Raw genomic sequence first — 17,714 nt, 5'->3', positions numbered from 1 at the left:
AGTGACCATCCGCGGAGACATCGCCGTCGTCGAGTGCACCCAGTGTCGGATCTGCGGCAACCGCAGCCTGCTCCCGGTGCTCGACCTCGGCAGCCAGGCACTGACCGGGATCTTCCCCCGGCCGGGCGAGGACGTGCCGGTGGCGCCGCTGCAGCTCGTGCGGTGCAGCCCGGACGGGTGCGGGCTGGTGCAACTGCGGCACACGGCCGACCTGTCGCTCATGTACGGCGCGCACTACGGCTATCGTTCGAGCATCCGGCCGTTCATGATCAACCACCTGCACCGCAAGGTGAAGCAGCTCACCGGCACGGTGGATCTGAATTCCGGGGATCTGGTGCTGGACATCGGCAGCAACGACGCGACGCTGCTCAAGGCCTACCCGGCGGGGACCACCCGAGTCGGCGTCGACCCGACCGGCGAGAAGTGGCGCGAGTTCTACCCCGACGACGTAGACCTCATCGCCGACTTCTTCAGCGGTGCGGCCTTCACCGAGCGGTACGGCGACCGGAAGGCGAAGATCGTCACCGCGATCGCGATGTTCTACGACCTGCCCGACCCGCTGGGCTTCATGACCGAGGTGCGCGACATCCTGGCCGACGACGGCGTGTGGATGATCGAGATGAGCTACGCGCTGCCGCTGCTGGAGATCCCCGCTTACGACGCGATCTGCCACGAGCACCTGGAGTACTACCAGCTGCGCCAGATCGAGTGGATGGCGGCACGGGCCGGGCTCACCCTGACCACCGCCGAGATCACCGACGTGAACGGCGGCAGCCTCTGCGTCACCCTGGTCAAGGACCCGTCGAAGCACCGGATCGACCACGCCGGCATCGAGCGCGTACGGCAGCGTGAGGCGGCGCTGCGGCTCGACACCGACCAGCCGTACGAGACGTTCGCCCGCCGCGTCGCCGAGCACCGCGACCAGGTACGCGCGTTCTTCGACCGCTCGCGCCGGGCCGGCCTGCGCACCTTCGGGTACGGCGCGTCGACCAAGGGCAACGTGATCCTCCAGTACTGCGGTCTGACCACGGACGACCTGCCGTGCATCGGCGAGGTCAGCGAGGAGAAGCACGGCTCGGTCACCCCCGGCACCGGAATCCCGATCGTCTCCGAGGAGGAGGCCAAGGCCCGCCGCCCCGACCAGTTGTTCGTGCTGCCCTGGGTGCACCGGGAGGGCTTCCTCGAACGGGAGCACGAGTTCGTCGCCGCCGGCGGAAAGCTCGTCTTCCCGCTGCCGTCGCTGTCCGGGCCGGTCTGATGCAACCCGGGTTCCTCGCCTCGGCGCTCGTCACCGACGGGCCGGTCGACGCCGACCTGTTCCTCAAGCAACGGTCCGCCTCCGCCACGTACGACGTGACGGAGGTGCCGCTCTCGGCGCTGCCCGAATGGCGGCTGACGGACCGGCTGGCGCACACATCGGGTCGCTTCTTCAGCGTGGAGGGCCTGGCGGTCCGCACCAACTTCGGTCCCGTGCCCGCCTGGCACCAGCCGATCATCGTGCAGCCCGACATCGGCATCCTGGGCATCCTGGTCAAGCGGTTCCACGGCGTGCCGCACTTCCTCATGCAGGTCAAGATGGAGCCCGGCAACAGCAGCCTGGTGCAGTACGCCGCGACCGTGCAGGCCACGCAGAGCAACTACCAGCGCGTGCACGGTGGGCGGCCCACCCCGTACCTGGAACACTTCCTGCGCCCCTCGCGCGGCCGGGTGCTGGTCGACCGGCTGCTCTCCGAACACGCGTCGTGGTACCTGCACAAGCGGAACCGCAACATGATCGTCGAGATTCCGGCGGACGTGGACGTGCCGCGCCTCGACGACTTCGCCTGGCTCACCCTCGGGCAACTTCGGGAACAACTGGCCGCGGGCCACGTGAACATGAACGCCCGCACGGTGCTGGCCTGCATCTCCTACGCCGGCAACGGGCCGGACCCCGAGAACGACTTCCACGCGGCCGTGGTCGCCTCGCACCGCCGCAGCCGCTCGGACGCCGACCTGGCCGACGCCATGAGCTGGCTGATCGACCAGAAGGAGCTCTACACGCTCGACATCCGCCGCACCGCCCTCTCCGACCTGGACGGCTGGATCGCCGACGACGAGGGCATCCGGCACCGCGACGGCGGCTACTTCCGCGTCGTCGGCCTCAAGATCACCGCGACCAGCCGTGAGGTCACCAGCTGGACCCAGCCGATGCTGGAGCCGGTGCCCGGCAACCTGGTCGCGTTCCTCTGCCGGCGCCGGGACGGCGCGCTCGAGTTCCTGGTCCAGGCGTTGGTGCAGCCCGGCCTGACGGACCGGCTGGAGCTGGCCGCCAGCATCCAGCTGGCCCCCGGCTACTACCGCACCCCGTCCGATCTCCCCCCGCTGGTGGAGCATCTCTCCGCCCCGGCGTCACAGATCCGGCACAGCTCGGTGCAGTCGGAGGACGGCGGCCGCTTCCTGCGGGCCGACACCCGCCACGTGGTCATCGAACTGCGGCCCGGCCAGGAGGTGGACGTGCCGCCCACCCACCGCTGGATGACACTGGGCCTGCTCGACCGCCTGGTGTCGGCGGGCTACTACGTCAACGTCGAGGCCCGCAGCCTGATGGCCTGCCTTCTCTAGGAGTCGCGTGGACTTCCTCCTGATCGGCCGGTCGCGCTTCGCGCAGCGGCGGGTCCTGCCCGCCGCTGCGGCGCTTCCCTTCGACTCGATCACCGTGGCGAGCCGCCGGGACGGCACGGACTGGCGAAACCTGACCGGCCGCAGGCCCGGCCTGGTCTACGTCTCCCTGACCAACGGCGAGCACGCCGAGGCCGTCGCGTGGGCGTTGCGCTCGGGACACCATGTGGTGGTCGACAAGCCCGCGTTCCCGACCCTGACCGAGGCGAGGACGGCCGTCGCACTGGCCCGGCAGTCGTCGCTGGTCCTGGCCGAGGCGACCTGCTACTCGTACCATCCGATGTTCGCCTGGGCCGGCGCGCTGGACGCGACGTTTACCAAGGCCGTCGCGGTCTTCACCCCGCCGGTGCCCGCCACCGACTTCCGCCATGACCGTTCGCGGGGTGGCGGAGCCCTTCTGGACACCGGGCCCTACCTCGCGTCCCTGGGTCGGGTCCTGTGGGACGCCGAGCCGGACCGCCTCCAGGTCATCGTCGGCGACCGTGCTCCCGACGGCCTGGAACTCGCCTACAGCGTGCTGGCCGGTTATCCGGGCGACCGCACGGTCGTCGGCCAGTTCGGTTTCACGACGGGCTACCGTAACGCCCTTCACCTGCTGGGCCCCGACGTGGGTGTGGACTTCGAGCGCCCGTTCTCGGCGCCGCCCGACCTCGCCCCCACCGTGCGGGTGGACGCCGGGGGCACGTCCGAGTCGCACCGGCTCCCGCCCGCCGACAGCATGCTCCTGTTCCTGGACCGGGTGCTGGCGGCTGTCCGTTCGGGTTCCCGGGAGTTCGACGGGCCGCTTCTCAGCGACGCCCGGACCCGGGATCAGCTCACCCGCGCCGCCGACCTCGATCTCGCCACGAGAATGGTTCAGCCGGATGGAACGTGCGGTTGATCGACCGGCGGGCTCGGCGCAGCCCTGTCACGGACTCGTCTCGCTCGCGTCGCAGACGGCGTAGCGATGCATCGTGACGCCCTGCTTGAACGACTGCTGCTCGATCAGGTCGAGGTCGACGGGCATGTCGTAGTCGTCGAAGAGCGGCCGGCCGTAGCCGAGGATCGCCGGGTGGGTGAAGAGCAGCAACTCGTCGAGCAGCCTCGCCCGCAGCAGCTGGGTGGCCAGCGTCGCGCCGCCCACCCCGAGACTGCCGGCGGTGGTGGCGCGGAGGTCGGCGAGCTGCTCGATCGCGTCGTCACCGCCGATGATCCGGGTGCCGTGGTCGGCGTGGCGGCGGGTGCGGGAGACCAGCACCTTCGGCGCGGCGGTCCAGATCTCGCCGTACTCCCGCAGGAAGTCCGGCAGCGACTCGTCCCCCCGCGCGCGCGGCCAGTACTCCTCCATGATCTCGTACATGATGCGACCCTGGACCATGATCGAGAGGGCGCGCGCCCGCGCGTTGAACTCCCGGTGCAGCTCCTCGTCGATACGCAGCCACTCGCCGGCGCCGTTGTCACCCGGCACCTGCTCGATCCGCAGGTCGAGGGACACGTTCATCCAGTACACGAAGCGGCCCATATCGTCTCTTCCCGGTAGCGATTGCGTTCCGCAACCACTATATGTAGAGCGACACACCTGTCAAGGAGGAAGCGTGGAACAACGATCCGGGTGTCCGATCAACGCCGCCGTCGAGCTGCTCGGAGACCGGTGGTCGGTGCTCGTGCTTCGCGACATCATCTTCGGCGACCGACGTTACTTCCGAGGGCTGCTCACCGGATCGGTCGAGGGCATCGCGTCGAACATCCTCGCCGACCGCCTGGTGCGGCTGGTCGAGGCGGGGATCCTCACCCGCGGCACCGCGGCGCGGGGGCAGCGCGCTCTCTACAGCCTCACCGAGAGCGGCATCCAGACCCTGCCGATCCTCTACGCCCTCGGCGACTGGGGCCTCGACTGGCGCCCCGGCGACGACGCGCTCCGCAGCCGACAGCAGTTCATGCGCGACGCGGGCCCGGCGTTCCTCGACGAACTCATGGACGAGCTCCGGGTACGCCACCTGGGCGCGCCACCGAAGCAGCGGCGCGGCCCGGGCGCCTTCGAACGCCTCGACGCCGCGTACGCCGCCGAGCGGGAACGCACCGCGTGCGAGAGCGTGACGGGTACGCCGGCGGGCCGGTGAGCCGAGCCCCGCGAGCGGCCCCGTCCGACCCGTCGGGCGGGGCCGCGCCCGGCGGGATCCGCGGGCTCACACGCCGCAGCCGGTGCGCCTGCTCTCGCAGAGCGCACCGGCTGCGTCCGGTGACGCCACGGACCGGCTCATGTCCGGTACGCCACCGGTTCGGGTGGGACCCGTCCGGCCCTACATCAACGGATTCGCACCACGCGGCCGGGCCGTGAGCTCCTCCAGCGTCCGCCCCAGCAGCAGGTGCGGGTCCTGGGTCGCGACCTGGCCGAGACCCGGCGGGCAGCGGTCCCAGCCGAGCAGCCGCTGCACCTCCTCCGGCAGGGTCTGCACGGTCTCCCGCGGGACCGCGAGGTACTGGTTCTCCTCCTGCCGCAGGTTGCCCAGGTCGAGCGCGACGGAGAGGCTCATCCGCGAGGAGTCAGTGGTGTTGGCGCCGCCGCCGTGGTAGACGCCGCCCGGCCAGAGCAGCGCGGAACCGGCGGGCATGACGGCCGGGACCGTCTCGGCGTACGTCGGGGCCCGCTCGTCGTCCCAGTGGTGACTGCCGGGGATGACCAGGGTCGCGCCGTTCGCCGCGGTGAAGTCGGTCATGGCCAGCATCAGCTGCAGCCGGCACGGCGGGCCCGGATGCCGCCACAGATGCATCGCGTCGTCGCGGTGCAACGGCTGCCGGCCCTGCCCCGGATCGATGCGGATCGCCTGGGTGAAGCTGACCTGGATGTTCGGCGTCACCTCCATCCGGACCTTGCCGATCCACATGTGCGTGGGCTGTTGCAGCAGGCGCCGGGCCGCACCGAGAAACTGCGGCTGGGTGACCACCGTGGACATGTGACGCGGCGACCAGTGGAACAGGCTGGACAGCCGCTTGGTCTTCTGCCCGTCGTAACCACTCTCGCTGTAGCCGGCCGCGTCGAGGCCGGACTCGAGGTCCGCCCGGAGCCCGGCGAGGGTCTCGCCGTCGACGAAGTCTTCGACGATCACCGCCCCGTCGCGTTCCAGGACCGCCACGACGTCGTCCAGCGGAGCGGCCGGGGTGACATGGGTCAGGTCGGCCATTCCAGTCACCCCTCGACGCGGGCCAGGATGTTACGGGTCAGGGTCTCCAGATCCGGGTCCTCGAACAGGTCACCGATGTCGAGAGTGACCCCGAGCTGCTCCTCGACCGCCGCGGCGATCTGCACGGCGGCGATGGACTGCCCGTTGAGCTCGAAGAACGTGCCGGACCGATCGCCCAGGACATCCGTCCAGATGGCCGCGACCCGTTCGGTGACGTCCGCGGTGGCCGGCTGCTGCTGAGTGGTCATGTCGCTCCTCCTGGCAGGAGATCAGAGGTACTGGGTGTTGGGGGCGAGCCCGCAGGCCACCCGCCCGTACAGTTCGAAGTTGGTGTCGGGGTGCATGATCGCGTGCAGGTTCAGCGCCTTGATGTCGCGCTCGATGCGCTGGATCGGCACGTCGAGCTGGAGCGAGCTGCCGCCGCTCGCACCGGCCAGCAGGTCGACGGCCTCCTTGGCGCGCAGGCACGCGGCGCCCAGGTCGAGCCGGGCGAGGACTCGCTCCTCGATCGTCCACGGTTCGCCGGTGGCCGCCTTCGCGTCGATCCGGTCGGCGGTCCGCAGGATGTGGAAGCCGGCCTCGTCCACCCGGAGCGTCGCGCCGGCCACCTGGAGGTGGGTCAGCGGCGCGGCGCTCTGCTCGTCGTAGTCGGTGTAGGTGATCTTGCGGCCCGGCAACCGGGTGAGGAACGCGTCCCGTGCCGCCTGCGCCAGCCCGTAGGCGACTGCGCCCACCGTCATGCAGGCGATCGGCATGAACGGCGCCCGCCACATGGGCGCCGAGGGGTCCTGCTGCAGCGGGTGCGCCCCGCCGATCACCGGACCCATCGGCAGCACCCGGTCCTCGGGCACGAAGACGTTGTCCGCCACCGTGGAGACGCTGCCCGAACCGCGCATGCCGGTGGTGTGCCAGTCGTCGATGACCTGCAGGTCACTCATCGGGACGAGGACCATGACGGGCTCGAACTGGCCGTCCGGGGTGGGCCGGACAGCGGCGTTGACGTTCCAGTCGCTCTGCAGGCAGCCCGTGTTGAACGACCACTTGCCGTTGACCCGGTAGCCACCGTCGACCGGCGTTGCCATGGCGGTCGGGCTGAGGATGCCGCTGATCCGCACGTCCGGATCGGCGAACACCTCCTCGCGCACCGAATCGGGGAACAGGCCGACCATCCAGCTGCTGATCAGCCAGACGGACGCGGTCCAGGCCGCGGAGCCGTCGCCGCGTGCGAGTTCGGCCAGCACCTCGGCGACGGTCCGCATGTCGGACTCGTAGCCGCCGTAGCTCCGCGGGACCCGCATACGCAGCAGGCCGGAGCCGCCCAACGCTTCGAGCGTCTCGATGCTGAGCCGCCGCTGCTCCTCCGACGCCTGCGCGTTGTTGCGCAGCAGCGGGCCGAGCTCGGCCGCGCGCCGCAGCAGCTCCGCTCGTGGCAGCGTGGTGACTGTGTCCATTGATTCTCCTCGAGTCCGAACGCCGTTATGTGTGACTCTGGCCGCTCAGGTCACCGCGACGCATCTCCTGAGCTGCTGTCTCGTCCGTCGGCCGGCGCCGGCGGCTGGTCCGGTCCGGTCAGCCGGCGGCGGTCGACCTTGCCCGTCTCGTTACGGGGCAGCGCGTCCGGCACGACCCGGAAGATCATCGGGAGCATCACGTCACCGAAGCGCTGCCGCATGTGTGCGCGCCACTGCGCCGGGCTCGGCTCCCCACGCGGCACCACGTACGCGGCCAGCTTGGTGACGATGCCGTCGGGGCCGGTCACGGCGAGCACGGCGCACTCGGCGATGGAGCCGTGCTCGATCAGCATCGACTCGATCTCGGCCAGTTCCAGCCGATGCCCCTGGATCTTCACCTGCTGGTCGCGGCGGCCCCGGAACTCCAGCAGCCCGTCATCGCGGCGCAGGCCCAGGTCGCCGGTCCGGTACCAGGGCCCGGGACCACGGCCGGGCACGGCGCGGAAGGCCGGCCCACCGGGGTCGTCGCCGAGATAGCCCGGCGTCACGTACGGGCTGCCGACCACGATCTCGCCCACCACGCCGGGCGGGCAGTCGCGGTCGCGTTCGTCGAGGACCAGCACGTCCCGGCCGGGAATCGGCCGCCCGATGGGTACGGTGCCCCGGAACCCGCGCGGAATCCGGTGCCAGGTCGCGGCAACCGTCTCGGTCGGGCCGTAGATGTTGGCCAGGTCCATCCCGGGCGCCGCGGCCTGGAGCCCCTGGACCAGGCTCTCGGGCACGGCCTCGCCCATGAGCAGCAGGCGGCGCAGGAGCAGGGGCACCCGGGACCGTTCGGTGCTCTCGGTCAGCAACTGCCGGGCGAAGCTGGGCACGGTCTGCAGGACGTCGATCCGCTCCGCCGCCAGCCAGGCGAGCAGGCGGCCGGGATGGGCCCGGACCGGGTCGGGCACCGGGCAGAGGACCGCGCCGGCCACCAGCGTCGCGAACGTCTCGCACAGCGCGGGGTCGTGGTCCGGGGCCACCCACTGCGCCACCCGTACGCCGGGCGCCAGCCCGAACTCGCTGGCGAACCAGGTACTGAACTGTGCCAGTGCGGCATGCGTCTGGGGCACGCCCTTGGGCCGGCCGGTCGAGCCCGAGGTGTGCGCGAGGTAGGCCCACGCGTCGGGCGGAACGGACGGCTCGGTCCCGGTCGCGTCGGGCAGGGCTGTCACATCGATCTGCGGAACGCCGGTGCGCCCGGCGTGCCAGTCGCTCAGCTCGTCACCGGCGCCGCCGGTCAGCACGGCGGCCGGGCGCACCGCGTCGAGGATGGCGCGACCGCGCTCGCCGGCCGCCCCGGTGCCGGACCACAGCAGGACGGCGCCGGCGCGCAGCACCCCGAGCAGCGCCGCGTACCGGTCCGGTCCGGCGGGCACCCGTACGGCGATCGGGCGGCCGGAGAAGCCGGCCAGCGCGGCGGCGATCCGTGCGGCGTGCCGGTCGAGGTCGCGCGCGGAGACGGCGGCGTCTCCCCAGGAGACGGCGGTGGCTTCCGGCGCGGCCTCGGCGCGGCGCCTGACGAGCAGGTGCACCGGCGCGCCGGGCGCGAGAACGGGTGCGGTCATGGCGGACTCCTCCACTTCAGGTCCGGCCTCCGGATCTGAAGTCTGGCCCGCCGTGCCGGGGAGGGTCCTCTTCCCGCGTGCCCGCCTGCGGACGACCCGGGGCAAGCGAGGAGATGCGACAGGCTGCCGACGGCGCAGAGCATGAGAACCCTATGAATATCCCCGGCGCCGACCTGAGGTGGCAGGACTGATGCATGAATCAGCCGACAAGATCACGATCAAGCTCTGGCTGAACCGCTGGCCGATGTGGCAACAGCTCGTCGACCCGATCCGGAGACAGACGGAGGAGTTCAACCGCAGGCACCCGCAGTACCGGGCCGTCGTGGAGGCCGTCAACGTTGGCGCCTTCCCCCGGGAGATGGCCCGGGCCGCACGCGAGGGCACGGCGCCGCACATCGCCTCGTACCAGTACACGTATCTCCGGGAGGTCCAGGACCTCCGCGACCCGGAGGGCCGGCCGTTCTTCACCTCGGTGACCGAGGCGGTGGGCGGGCGGGACGAGATCCTCGGCGAGCCCGTGGTCCTCGACGACATTGTGGCCAACATGCGGGCGTACCACACGTTCGGCGGTGAGCTGCGGTCGATGCCACGCAACACGTCCACCCTGCTGCTGTTCTCCAACATGGACGCGCTGCGCGCCGCCGGGATCACCGAGCCGCCGGCCACCTGGTCGGAGGTGGAGGCCGCGTGCGCCGCCGTGGCCGGCCGCGTCGGCGCCCGCCGCGGCGGGATCACCTGGCCCAATTTCGGTTGGCTGTTCCAGCAGTCCGTGGCCCAGCAGGGCGGGCTGATCGCCGACCACGACAACGGGCGGTCGGGCCGCAGCGAGAAGATGCACTACACGTCCCCGGAGATGCTGGCCTACGCGACCTGGTGGCGGGACCTGCACCGGGCCGGCCACTACCTCTACACCGGCAAGTCGTCGGACTGGTGGGGCTGCATGGAGACGTTCGCCGCCGGGGACACGGCGATGCTGGTCAGCACCTCGGTCGAGGCCGGTCCCATCGTGCGGGCGGCCCGGAGGGCCGGCTTCCACGTGCAGGCGAGCCCGATGCCGTACAACGACGGGGCCGGCTACGCGGGGAGCGTGATCGCCGGTGAGTCGCTGTGGCTGCGCGACGGGCTGGACGAACGGACCCGGGACGGCGCGCTGGCCCTCATGCAGTTCCTGAACAACCCGCGCAACGCCCGGGCCGTCTACGACCACGGGCGGGCGTTCATCCCCTCCACCGAGGCGTCGATCGCCCTGCTCGCCAGCGAGGGCTGGTACGACCGGAACCCACACGAGCGGGCCGCCGTCGACCAGCTCCGCAGCAGTCTCGACTCCCCCGCCACGCGCGGGGCGGTGCTGGGCAACTTCCTGCCCATCCAGAGCGCGGCCGTGCAGGCCATGCACGACGTACTGGTCGGCGGCGCGGACCTGGTCGCGCGATTCAGCCAGGCCAACGACCAGGCCCAGCAACTGCTCGACGAGTACGCGCGTCGCGTGGATGCGGGCGCCGCCAATGACGGCCAGGCCCCGCAGGTGCTGCTGCAGTCGGAGCCGGAGCGGCTCCGGCTCGGCGCCTGACCGACCGTCACGGTCGGCCCGAACCGGCCGCTGCCTTCCTGACTGGAAGGCAGCGGCCGGCGCCTTTTCCGGCCGGTGCGCCGGCTCTCGGCAAGGGGCACCCCCTGAGACGCACACCACGGCTGGGCCGCGCCGTCCGACCGGGGAAACGGGGGCGCACCGGGCGATGACACGAATCCGTGTCACCGACCCGGTGCGCCCCGGCCGGTCGCCGTCAGCCGGCGGACGGTGTCCGCGGCCGGCGACGCCGGCCTGGCCCCAGCGCCGCGATCACCGTCACCCGCGCTCGCGCTGCAGCCGCATCTGCGTGTACGCGCGGTTGGCCATTGTGGTGAGCAGCACGGCGGAACTGACGTGCGTGCGACCGGTGGAGAGGTCCCGCCAGACCCGTTCGAGGCGCTCCCCCTCCCGTACGGACGTGCTGCCGCCGGTCGGCTGGATGATCTCGTCGACGGCCCGCCAGGCCAGTGCCGTGGCCTCTCGGCAGGTCAACGCGATCCGCAGGTCCTCCTCGGCGGTGAACGCGCCGAGCGGCTGCTCGGACAGTTCGTGCCAGCGCCGCGCCGTGGCGAGCACGAGCGTCTCGGCCGCGTCGATCATGCTGCTGGCCTGCCCGTACCAGAGCTGGAAGTCCGGGTCCTCCACCCGGGGTGGGAACGGCGGCAGGATCGTGGGACGGGAGAACATCAACTCCGTGTACGCGTCGAGCGCGCCCTGACACATGCCGACCGCGATGTGTGCACCCTCCAGGGCCATCGAGCTGGCCGGCGCGCCGCCGTACTGCGGGTGCTCGTGCAGGTCACGCCCGGGGGTGCCACCGGTAACCGAGATCTCGTTGAAGTCCAGCTCCAGACCGAAGTGGCCGGGGATCCGCCCGTCGGAGATCCGGATGCTGTGCGACCCGCTGCCCTTGAGGCCGAGCTGCCAGCCCCAGTCGTCGAGCATCTCCCACTGGTCGCGGGGCGCGATGAACAGCAGCGGGCGCGGCGGCTGCCCGTCCTCGACGATCATCGTGTTGCCGATGAGGTGGGTCGCGTACGGCGCGCCGGAGCAGTACTTCCAGACGCCGTTCAGGATCCAGCCGCCGTCCGCCGCGCGCCGGGCCGTGCCGTGCGGGGCGTTGACGAGCGGTGCGATGAAGTCACCGCCCTTGAAGATCTCGGCCTGCGCCTTCTCCCCGAACATGGTGCCGACGAACAGCGAGTGCGCCGCGCCCAGGCAGTACATCCAACCGGTCGACGCGCAGGCCCGGGTCAGGATCATCACGACCTGCAGGAAGGTGTCGAAGCCGAACTCGTAGCCGCCGTAGCGCTTGGGCACCGTGATGCGGTAGAGGCCCGCGTCCCGGAACGCCCGGTGGGTGTCCTCGGCGTAGTACGTCCGCTCCTCGGTCTCCCGCTGGCGGGCCACCAGGGTGGACGCCAGCGCCCTGGCCCGCTCGATCAGCACGGCCGGGGTGACGTCGGACTCGGATGACAGGGCCACGCCCTGCACGTCGTTTGCGGTGACGGTCATGGGTCAACCTCTCAGATCGCCGCGTCCGGGTCGGCCGCCATCTCGCCGATCACACCGAGATATCCGGCCACCTGCTCTTCGATCTGGGCGCGATCGAACAGGTGGCGGCTGAAGCTGAGCCCACCGACCACTTCGGTCTTGCCCAGGTGCATCGACCAGATGATGCCGTCCGGGGTCTCGGAGCCGACCGGCTGCGGCTTGACCCGCCGCCAGATCGCCGTGTACTCCAGGTCGCCGATTCGCTTGCCCTGCATGAGGTACGGCGGCTGGACGGCCTGGAACAGGCACGGCACCGCGTCGGGGCTCACCGAGGCCATCAGCTCGGGCGCCTCGGCGAGCACGTGCAGCAGCGGCAGCTCGTGCTTGAAGGCGCCGACGCAGGCCGTCCTGGTGCGGGTGACGACATCCCGGAAGGAGCGGCAGTCGCGCAGGTCCACCCGGAGCGGAAGGAAGTTGAAGAACGACCCGACCGTGGCCTGGAAGCCGCGCTGGCGACCCGGGGCGAACGTGGGCACCGTGATGTCGGTCGCCTGGGTGCGCCGGTGAACGAAGACGGCGAACGCGGCCAACAGCACCATGAACGGCGAGCTGAGCGTCTCCCTGGCCAGCCGGGACACCTCGGTGCTGAGGTGCGCGTCGGTGGTGAAGCGGTGGTAACTCGTCGCCGGGGCCTGCTCGTTGCGGTGCGTCGGCTCGACCAGGATCCGGGCGCCGCGCAGCGTCTCACGCCAGTAGGTCCGTGCGGCCGCCACCGTCGGGCCCGCGGCCTCCTCCTGCTGCGCGGAGACGTAGTCGCGGTACTGGGTCGCCTCGGGCAGCTGCGGCTCGTCCCCGGCGACGCGCGCCGCGTAGCACTCCGCCAGGTCCCGCAGGATCACCTGGAGCGACCAGACGTCCGCGGCGCTGTGGTGGGTGCAGAGCACCAACACCGAGTCCTGCTCGTCGAAGCGACCGAGCACGGCCCGCAGCAACGGAACCTCGTCGATCGGGAACGGCCGGGTCTCCATGTCGATCATGAGCTCCTCGGCGCGCTGGTCCCGGTCCACGCCGGGCGAGCCGTCCAGCTCCACCTCTCGCAGCTCGGGCGGTCCGGCCGGCAGCACGCTCTGGGTGCCGCCGCCGTTCTCCAGGTGCAGCACCGTACGCAGGGCCTCGTGCCGTTGCACCACGTCGGCCAGTGCCCGGCGCAGGAGCTGGCCGTCGACGCTTCCGTGGATCCGCCACCCGCCGACCTCCACGTAGTGCGGCCCGAACGGCCCGGCCTCGAAGCCCTGGGCGAACAGGCAGAGGAACTGCTGCTGCAGCGAGAGCGCGCTGGGCGCCTGCTGAGCTTCCGAAGTGATGGTCATGGGAACTTCTCCTTACTGGAGGTTGATGCCGGCGTCATCGAGGGCGTCGAGCAACGTGCCGCGTGCCAACTCGTCGGCGACCGACTGAGCGTCGTCGGCCAGATAGCGGTCGCCGGCGAGGGTGGGTACCAGCGACCGGACGGTGCCGTAGGTGACCCGGGCAGCCGGGCTCAGGCGGTCGAGGCACCCGGAGACGTCCACCGCCTGAGCGGCGGCGAGGAGTTCCAGAGCGAGGATGAGGAAGTTGTTGCCCAGGACCCGCCGGCAGTTACAGGCGGCGACCAACCCCGTACTGGCCGGGTCCTCGTCGTCGTCGCCGGGCGGATCGCCAGTGCTGGCCGGACCGATCGTCCGGTTCTCCGCGACCAACGCGGTGGCCCGGTACCGCGTGCCGGCGGCGCCGGGACGCGCGCCGGGACCGCCCTTGATCAGGATCTCCGGCAGGCCGTCGTCGACCCGCCGGTCGAGCAGCCGGCTGCTGCGCCGGGCGGAGGACACGCCGAGCCGGGTGAGCGCGATGGCCAGGAAGTCCATCACGAAGGCGACCGGCTGGCCGGTGGGCGCCTCCCGGTCCGGTGGGAACAGCGGACTGTCGTCGGCCGCGTTGAGTTCGATCTCGAGCGTGCGCCTGGCGTGCCCGAGGGCGTCCCGGACCGCGCCGATCACCTGCGGGACGCAGGGCAACGAGTACGCCTGCTGAAGCACGACGTCGGCGCCGAACACGGCCCCGCCGCCGTTGCCGCCCGTCATCCTGGCAGCCACCCGCCGACGGCGGTCCGCGTGGTCGCTGATCAGTCGGCTGCCACCGGTCAGCGCGCGCATGTTGGCGGCGCTGGCGATCTGGCCGGCGTGCGGGCGGGCCTCGTGGCCGGCCGCCTGGAACGGGCTCGGCGAGCCCTGCAGCACCTCGACGACCAGCGCCGCGGCGATCTCGGCGTGCCGTGCCTGCGCCAGCGCGTGCTCGCCCACCAGGGCGGCCACGCCGGTCATGGCCGAGGTGCCGTTGAGCAGCGCCAGGCCCTCTTTGACGTCCAGCCGCAGCGGCTCGATGCCCAGCGAGCGCAGCACCGGCCCGGCCGGCGTCCGCACCCCGCCCCGCAGCAGGTGCCCCTCCCCGAGCAGCGCGCCGACCAGGTGGGCCAGCGCGGCCCGGTCCCCGCCGGCGCCCAGCAACCCGGTCTCCGGCACGGCCGGCGTCAGACCCTCGTTGAGGTGGAGCGCGAGACGTTCGAGCACCACTGGCCGCACCGCCGATGGCCCCTTGGCGAGGGCGTTCAGTCGTGCGGTGGTCACGGCCCGCGCCTCGGGCTCGCTGAGCAGCGGTCCCACGGCGGCGCTGTGCCCGCGTACCAGGCCGGTCCGCAGCTCGGTCTCCCTGGCCGCTTCGGTGAGCAGGTGCACCATCTCGCTGTAGCCGGTGGCCACCCCGTACACCGGGAGGTGCTGCCGCACGGTCTGCTCGACCTGTTGCCGGCTCACGGCCGCGCGCTCCAGCACCCGGGGGGCGAGCGCGACCGGCACGTGGTCCTCGGCGATACGGCGCAGATCGGGAAGGCCGAGCGTCGCACCGTCGAGAGCGACGTGGACGTCGGTTCCGACCGTGGTCATGACGCTCCCTCGTGGTGTGGCGGAACGGATGATCGCTGTCCCGACTGCCGGACCGCGTCCGATCGGCGGAGTGACGCCGGTCAGGCGGCGCTGCGCTCGAACTCCGGCTGGGCGTCCTGCGCCTCGCCCATCCGCTCCATCGCGTACTTGCGTGCGTCGAGCAGGGCGAGCAGCACCGGCGGGTCCAGGTCCCGGGTCGGCCGCAGTTCGAGGTCCGCCATGATCATCGAGTCGGCCCGCACCGTGAAGGGGCCGTAGGTCGCGACCGACACGGGCCGGTCGGCGATGTCCGCCCCGGTTCCGGCTCCGTCCAGCGACACCGACTGCGCGAGCAGATACCAGGTACCGACGGGCACCGAGTTGAAGACGACCCTGCCGGGTTGCTCCAGCACCGCGCAGCGCGCCGGTCGGCCCTCTGGGATCCGGTGGGCGAACATGCCCAGGAAGATCACCGCGTCGTCCGACTCGGGCAGCCGCAGCCGGCAGGACAGCCGGGCGTTCGATCGGCGGCTCGCGCTGTCGGTGGCGGCCTGGATGGCGGCGGCGTAGCCGGCGCGACGGCGGTACACCGTCGGCGACATGCCGACGCTGCGGCTGAAGCGCGAGCTGAACGTGCCGACGCTGTTGTACCCGACCCGCACGCTGATGTCCGCGACGTTCATCGACGTGGAGACCAGCAGCTGCTTGGCCTTCTGCAGGCGCAACGCCGACAGGAAGCGGCCGGGCGAGACGCCGGTGAACCGCTGGAAGATCCGCGTGAAGTGGAACTTGCTGAACATCGCGGCGCGAGCCAGGTCGTCGACGGTCAACTCATCGCCCAGCCGCTCGTGCATGGCTTCGATCGCCCGTAGCACGGCCCGTTCGGCAACGTCCTGCATGGTCTCCCCCTGATGGCAGTTGACGAATCTAGAGTGGCGGCGCAATTCTGACGACAATTTACGGCCGCCTGCACAAACGGCATAAAAATGGTCGCCTGAATTGCTCTCGGGACATCAGTAGCATCGATCGATGTGGAACTCCTTGATCCCCGGTGACAGGCTAGCCGACCCCTTGTGAGCGATCAATACCCTCCACTTACCACCCGAGTGCGCAGCGCACACATGAAGTAGTTCTGGATATTGAAACTATCTGCTGCCGCCAGAATCCCCAGCCTAGAGCGCATCCGCGGGATTAGATACCGATACTCGCCAATGCTTGCACCTTAAATCGACCCCGTTGATGCGGTGTTCATTCATGAAGCGCTCGAATGCGGACGTTTCACACCATTAGCAGCCAGTGCGCCGACTCTTCTCAGAAACGACTTCGGCCACCTGGACCGGCCAGGCCTCGCCGGTATTACAAATCGGTACAGAACGGTCAGCCGCTGCCGCCCGCCCGCGCCCGCCGGTCCTCGCCGCGAACGGACCCACCCACGGCGTCGGCCGCGCCGGCGTCCGACGCGACCCTCACGCGCCGGCCGCGCCGCCGCCGGACCACCCTCGGCAGGCCCTGGACGCCGCGCGGCCCCGGTTCACCACCGACCCGAGCACTCCGACCTGCGGTCGGCTCGCCCGGCGGGTCCGCCGGCAACCCGGCCCCCGGGCCGCCCCCACCCGGCCGCGGCGTGCGCCGCAGCCCTGGATGGCGCAGGGCCGAGTGCACCAGACCCGCTACGGAGCGTGCCCACTCCACTACCTCGCACGGATTGAGAAGACATCGGATACACGCTGCCTCGACAATATCCATGCCCGCACAATCCATCCGCACGAGGGAGACCCTTGTCGACGCGACTCACTGGGGTTCTGCCAGGCACCGTCACGGTGCCCGTAACGCACCACGCTGGGCAGCGATCTGAGGCGCGTACCGCCGGACTTCACGCCCTCGACGCCGTCCGCGAATTGGAACCACCTCAATTAACCGCTATTACTCGACGGTAGAAACGACAGTGATAATCGGCTCCGGGCACCGTCCGGCCGGCGAGTTCACGATCCGTCACAGTTACGTAGTGCGACCGGAAGTCATCCGGCTCCGGTCGGCGTCGATTCCAAAGTACAATCACACCGGGCTCGCGGGACGAACTGATCCAGGAAGAGATGCGCGCGGGATATGGGGGTTTCCATGCGAATATCGGATCTGAGCAAGCAGGCCGGCGTGCCGGTTCCCACGATCAAGTTCTATCTGCGTGAACACCTGCTCCCGCCCGGCGAGCCGACCGGCCGCAACCAGGCCGTCTACGGCGAGGCGCACCTGCGTCGACTGCGACTGATCCGCGCGCTCACCACCATCGGCCAGCTCGACCTCACCACTGTCCGAACCCTGCTCACCGCGATCGAGGACGAGACGCTTCCCCTCGCCGGGCTCTTCGACGTCGTCAACCGCACGCAGGTGCCCCAGGAGGACACGCGGCCGGACAACGCCGACGTGTTGCGCGCCGCGCGTGAGGACGTCGCGAGCCTGATCAAGGAGCACGGCTGGCGGGTCGATCCGGATTCGCCGGTCAGCAGCCACCTGGCGCAGGTGCTGGCGACCCTGCGGCAGCTGGGCTGTGACTGCGAGGCGGACTTCTTCACCGCCTACGCCGAGGCGACCGAGCGGCTCATCGTCCGGGAACTCGACCTGCTCTCGCCCGAGAAGCCCAACCGCGGGGCCGCAGCCGCGCGCAGCGTCCTGCTCGAAGTCGCGCTGACCGCGATCCGCAGGATGGCTCTGGAGCACCACGTCGCCGTGCGGTTCGACTGACGGCCACCCGCACCGTCCCCGGCTCGCCCCCCGCCCTCCACAACGGAGACGCCACCCCCCGATGGGGTGGCGTC

General features: G+C 71.0%; 15 protein-coding genes. 6 read left to right on the top strand and 9 right to left on the bottom strand.

Translation table 11 applies throughout. The features are described 5' to 3' along the window. Position 1: 1 nt before the first annotated feature. From ACFYON_RS07620 to ACFYON_RS07610, 3 genes are read left to right on the top strand one after another with little or no spacing between them, the layout of a single operon-like run. A complete protein-coding gene (locus ACFYON_RS07620; RefSeq protein WP_355093974.1) occupies positions 2-1,258 on the top strand; it encodes a class I SAM-dependent methyltransferase in 1,257 nt (418 codons plus the stop codon). Then, on the top strand, positions 1,258-2,601 hold the full coding sequence (locus ACFYON_RS07615) for an NDP-hexose 2,3-dehydratase family protein (RefSeq protein WP_355093976.1): 1,344 nt from the start codon (positions 1,258-1,260) through the stop codon (positions 2,599-2,601). The genes ACFYON_RS07620 and ACFYON_RS07615 overlap by 1 nt, the downstream gene beginning before the upstream one ends. A 7-nt stretch (positions 2,602-2,608) precedes the next feature. Further along, positions 2,609-3,538, top strand: a complete 930-nt coding sequence (locus ACFYON_RS07610) for a Gfo/Idh/MocA family oxidoreductase (protein ID WP_354864362.1) — start codon at positions 2,609-2,611, stop codon at positions 3,536-3,538. Positions 3,539-3,565: 27 nt separating this feature from the next. On the opposite strand, the gene ACFYON_RS07605 is transcribed toward ACFYON_RS07610, so the two are convergent. Further along, positions 3,566-4,159, bottom strand: a complete 594-nt coding sequence (locus tag ACFYON_RS07605; RefSeq protein WP_354864364.1) for a dihydrofolate reductase family protein — start codon at positions 4,157-4,159, stop codon at positions 3,566-3,568. A gap of 73 nt (positions 4,160-4,232) precedes the next feature. Here ACFYON_RS07605 and ACFYON_RS07600 point away from each other — a divergent pair, with 73 nt between their 5' ends. Continuing rightward, positions 4,233-4,757 (top strand): helix-turn-helix domain-containing protein, encoded by a 525-nt coding sequence (locus ACFYON_RS07600; RefSeq protein WP_355047242.1) that lies wholly within the window; start codon positions 4,233-4,235, stop codon positions 4,755-4,757. Between the two features lie 180 nt (positions 4,758-4,937). Here the strand turns inward: ACFYON_RS07600 and ACFYON_RS07595 are convergent, their stop codons facing one another. From ACFYON_RS07595 to ACFYON_RS07580, 4 genes are read right to left on the bottom strand one after another with little or no spacing between them, the layout of a single operon-like run. Further along, entirely contained in the window at positions 4,938-5,819 is an 882-nt protein-coding gene (locus ACFYON_RS07595) for a phytanoyl-CoA dioxygenase family protein (RefSeq protein WP_354864368.1), read from the bottom strand. A 5-nt stretch (positions 5,820-5,824) separates the two neighbouring features. After that, positions 5,825-6,067 (bottom strand): phosphopantetheine-binding protein, encoded by a 243-nt coding sequence (locus tag ACFYON_RS07590; protein ID WP_354864370.1) that lies wholly within the window; start codon positions 6,065-6,067, stop codon positions 5,825-5,827. A gap of 21 nt (positions 6,068-6,088) precedes the next feature. Continuing rightward, on the bottom strand, positions 6,089-7,270 hold the full coding sequence (locus ACFYON_RS07585) for an acyl-CoA dehydrogenase family protein (RefSeq protein WP_354864372.1): 1,182 nt from the start codon (positions 7,268-7,270) through the stop codon (positions 6,089-6,091). Positions 7,271-7,320: 50 nt separating this feature from the next. Next, positions 7,321-8,880 carry an amino acid adenylation domain-containing protein gene (locus tag ACFYON_RS07580; protein ID WP_354864374.1) on the bottom strand — a complete coding sequence of 520 codons (1,560 nt, stop codon included), beginning with the start codon at positions 8,878-8,880 and terminating at the stop codon, positions 7,321-7,323. Between the two features lie 190 nt (positions 8,881-9,070). Here ACFYON_RS07580 and ACFYON_RS07575 point away from each other — a divergent pair, with 190 nt between their 5' ends. Continuing rightward, complete coding sequence (locus tag ACFYON_RS07575) at positions 9,071-10,450, top strand: extracellular solute-binding protein (protein ID WP_354864376.1); 1,380 nt, start codon at positions 9,071-9,073, stop codon at positions 10,448-10,450. 276 nt (positions 10,451-10,726) lie between these two features. Here ACFYON_RS07575 and ACFYON_RS07570 read toward each other — a convergent pair whose 3' ends face one another. The 4 genes from ACFYON_RS07570 to ACFYON_RS07555 form a co-directional block, all read right to left on the bottom strand. After that, a complete protein-coding gene (locus tag ACFYON_RS07570; RefSeq protein ID WP_354864378.1) occupies positions 10,727-11,965 on the bottom strand; it encodes an acyl-CoA dehydrogenase family protein in 1,239 nt (412 codons plus the stop codon). Between the two features lie 11 nt (positions 11,966-11,976). Further along, positions 11,977-13,314, bottom strand: coding sequence for a condensation domain-containing protein (locus ACFYON_RS07565; protein WP_354864380.1), 1,338 nt, complete (start codon positions 13,312-13,314; stop codon positions 11,977-11,979). Positions 13,315-13,326: 12 nt separating this feature from the next. Then, on the bottom strand, positions 13,327-14,922 hold the full coding sequence (gene cmdF, locus ACFYON_RS07560) for a tyrosine 2,3-aminomutase (protein ID WP_354864382.1): 1,596 nt from the start codon (positions 14,920-14,922) through the stop codon (positions 13,327-13,329). Between the two features lie 80 nt (positions 14,923-15,002). After that, on the bottom strand, positions 15,003-15,800 hold the full coding sequence (locus tag ACFYON_RS07555) for an AraC family transcriptional regulator (RefSeq protein ID WP_354864384.1): 798 nt from the start codon (positions 15,798-15,800) through the stop codon (positions 15,003-15,005). A 1,219-nt stretch (positions 15,801-17,019) separates the two neighbouring features. Between ACFYON_RS07555 and ACFYON_RS07550 the strand changes: the two genes are divergently transcribed. Further along, a complete protein-coding gene (locus tag ACFYON_RS07550; RefSeq protein WP_354864386.1) occupies positions 17,020-17,640 on the top strand; it encodes a MerR family transcriptional regulator in 621 nt (206 codons plus the stop codon). Positions 17,641-17,714: the final 74 nt, after the last annotated feature.

Origin of the sequence: Micromonospora sp. NPDC005686 (assembly GCF_042871665.1) — a bacterium.
In the GTDB taxonomy this organism is placed as follows: Bacteria; Actinomycetota; Actinomycetes; order Mycobacteriales; family Micromonosporaceae; genus Micromonospora.
Note: the sequence above shows the minus strand (reverse complement) of the source record. Positions and strands in the feature narration are given on the sequence as shown.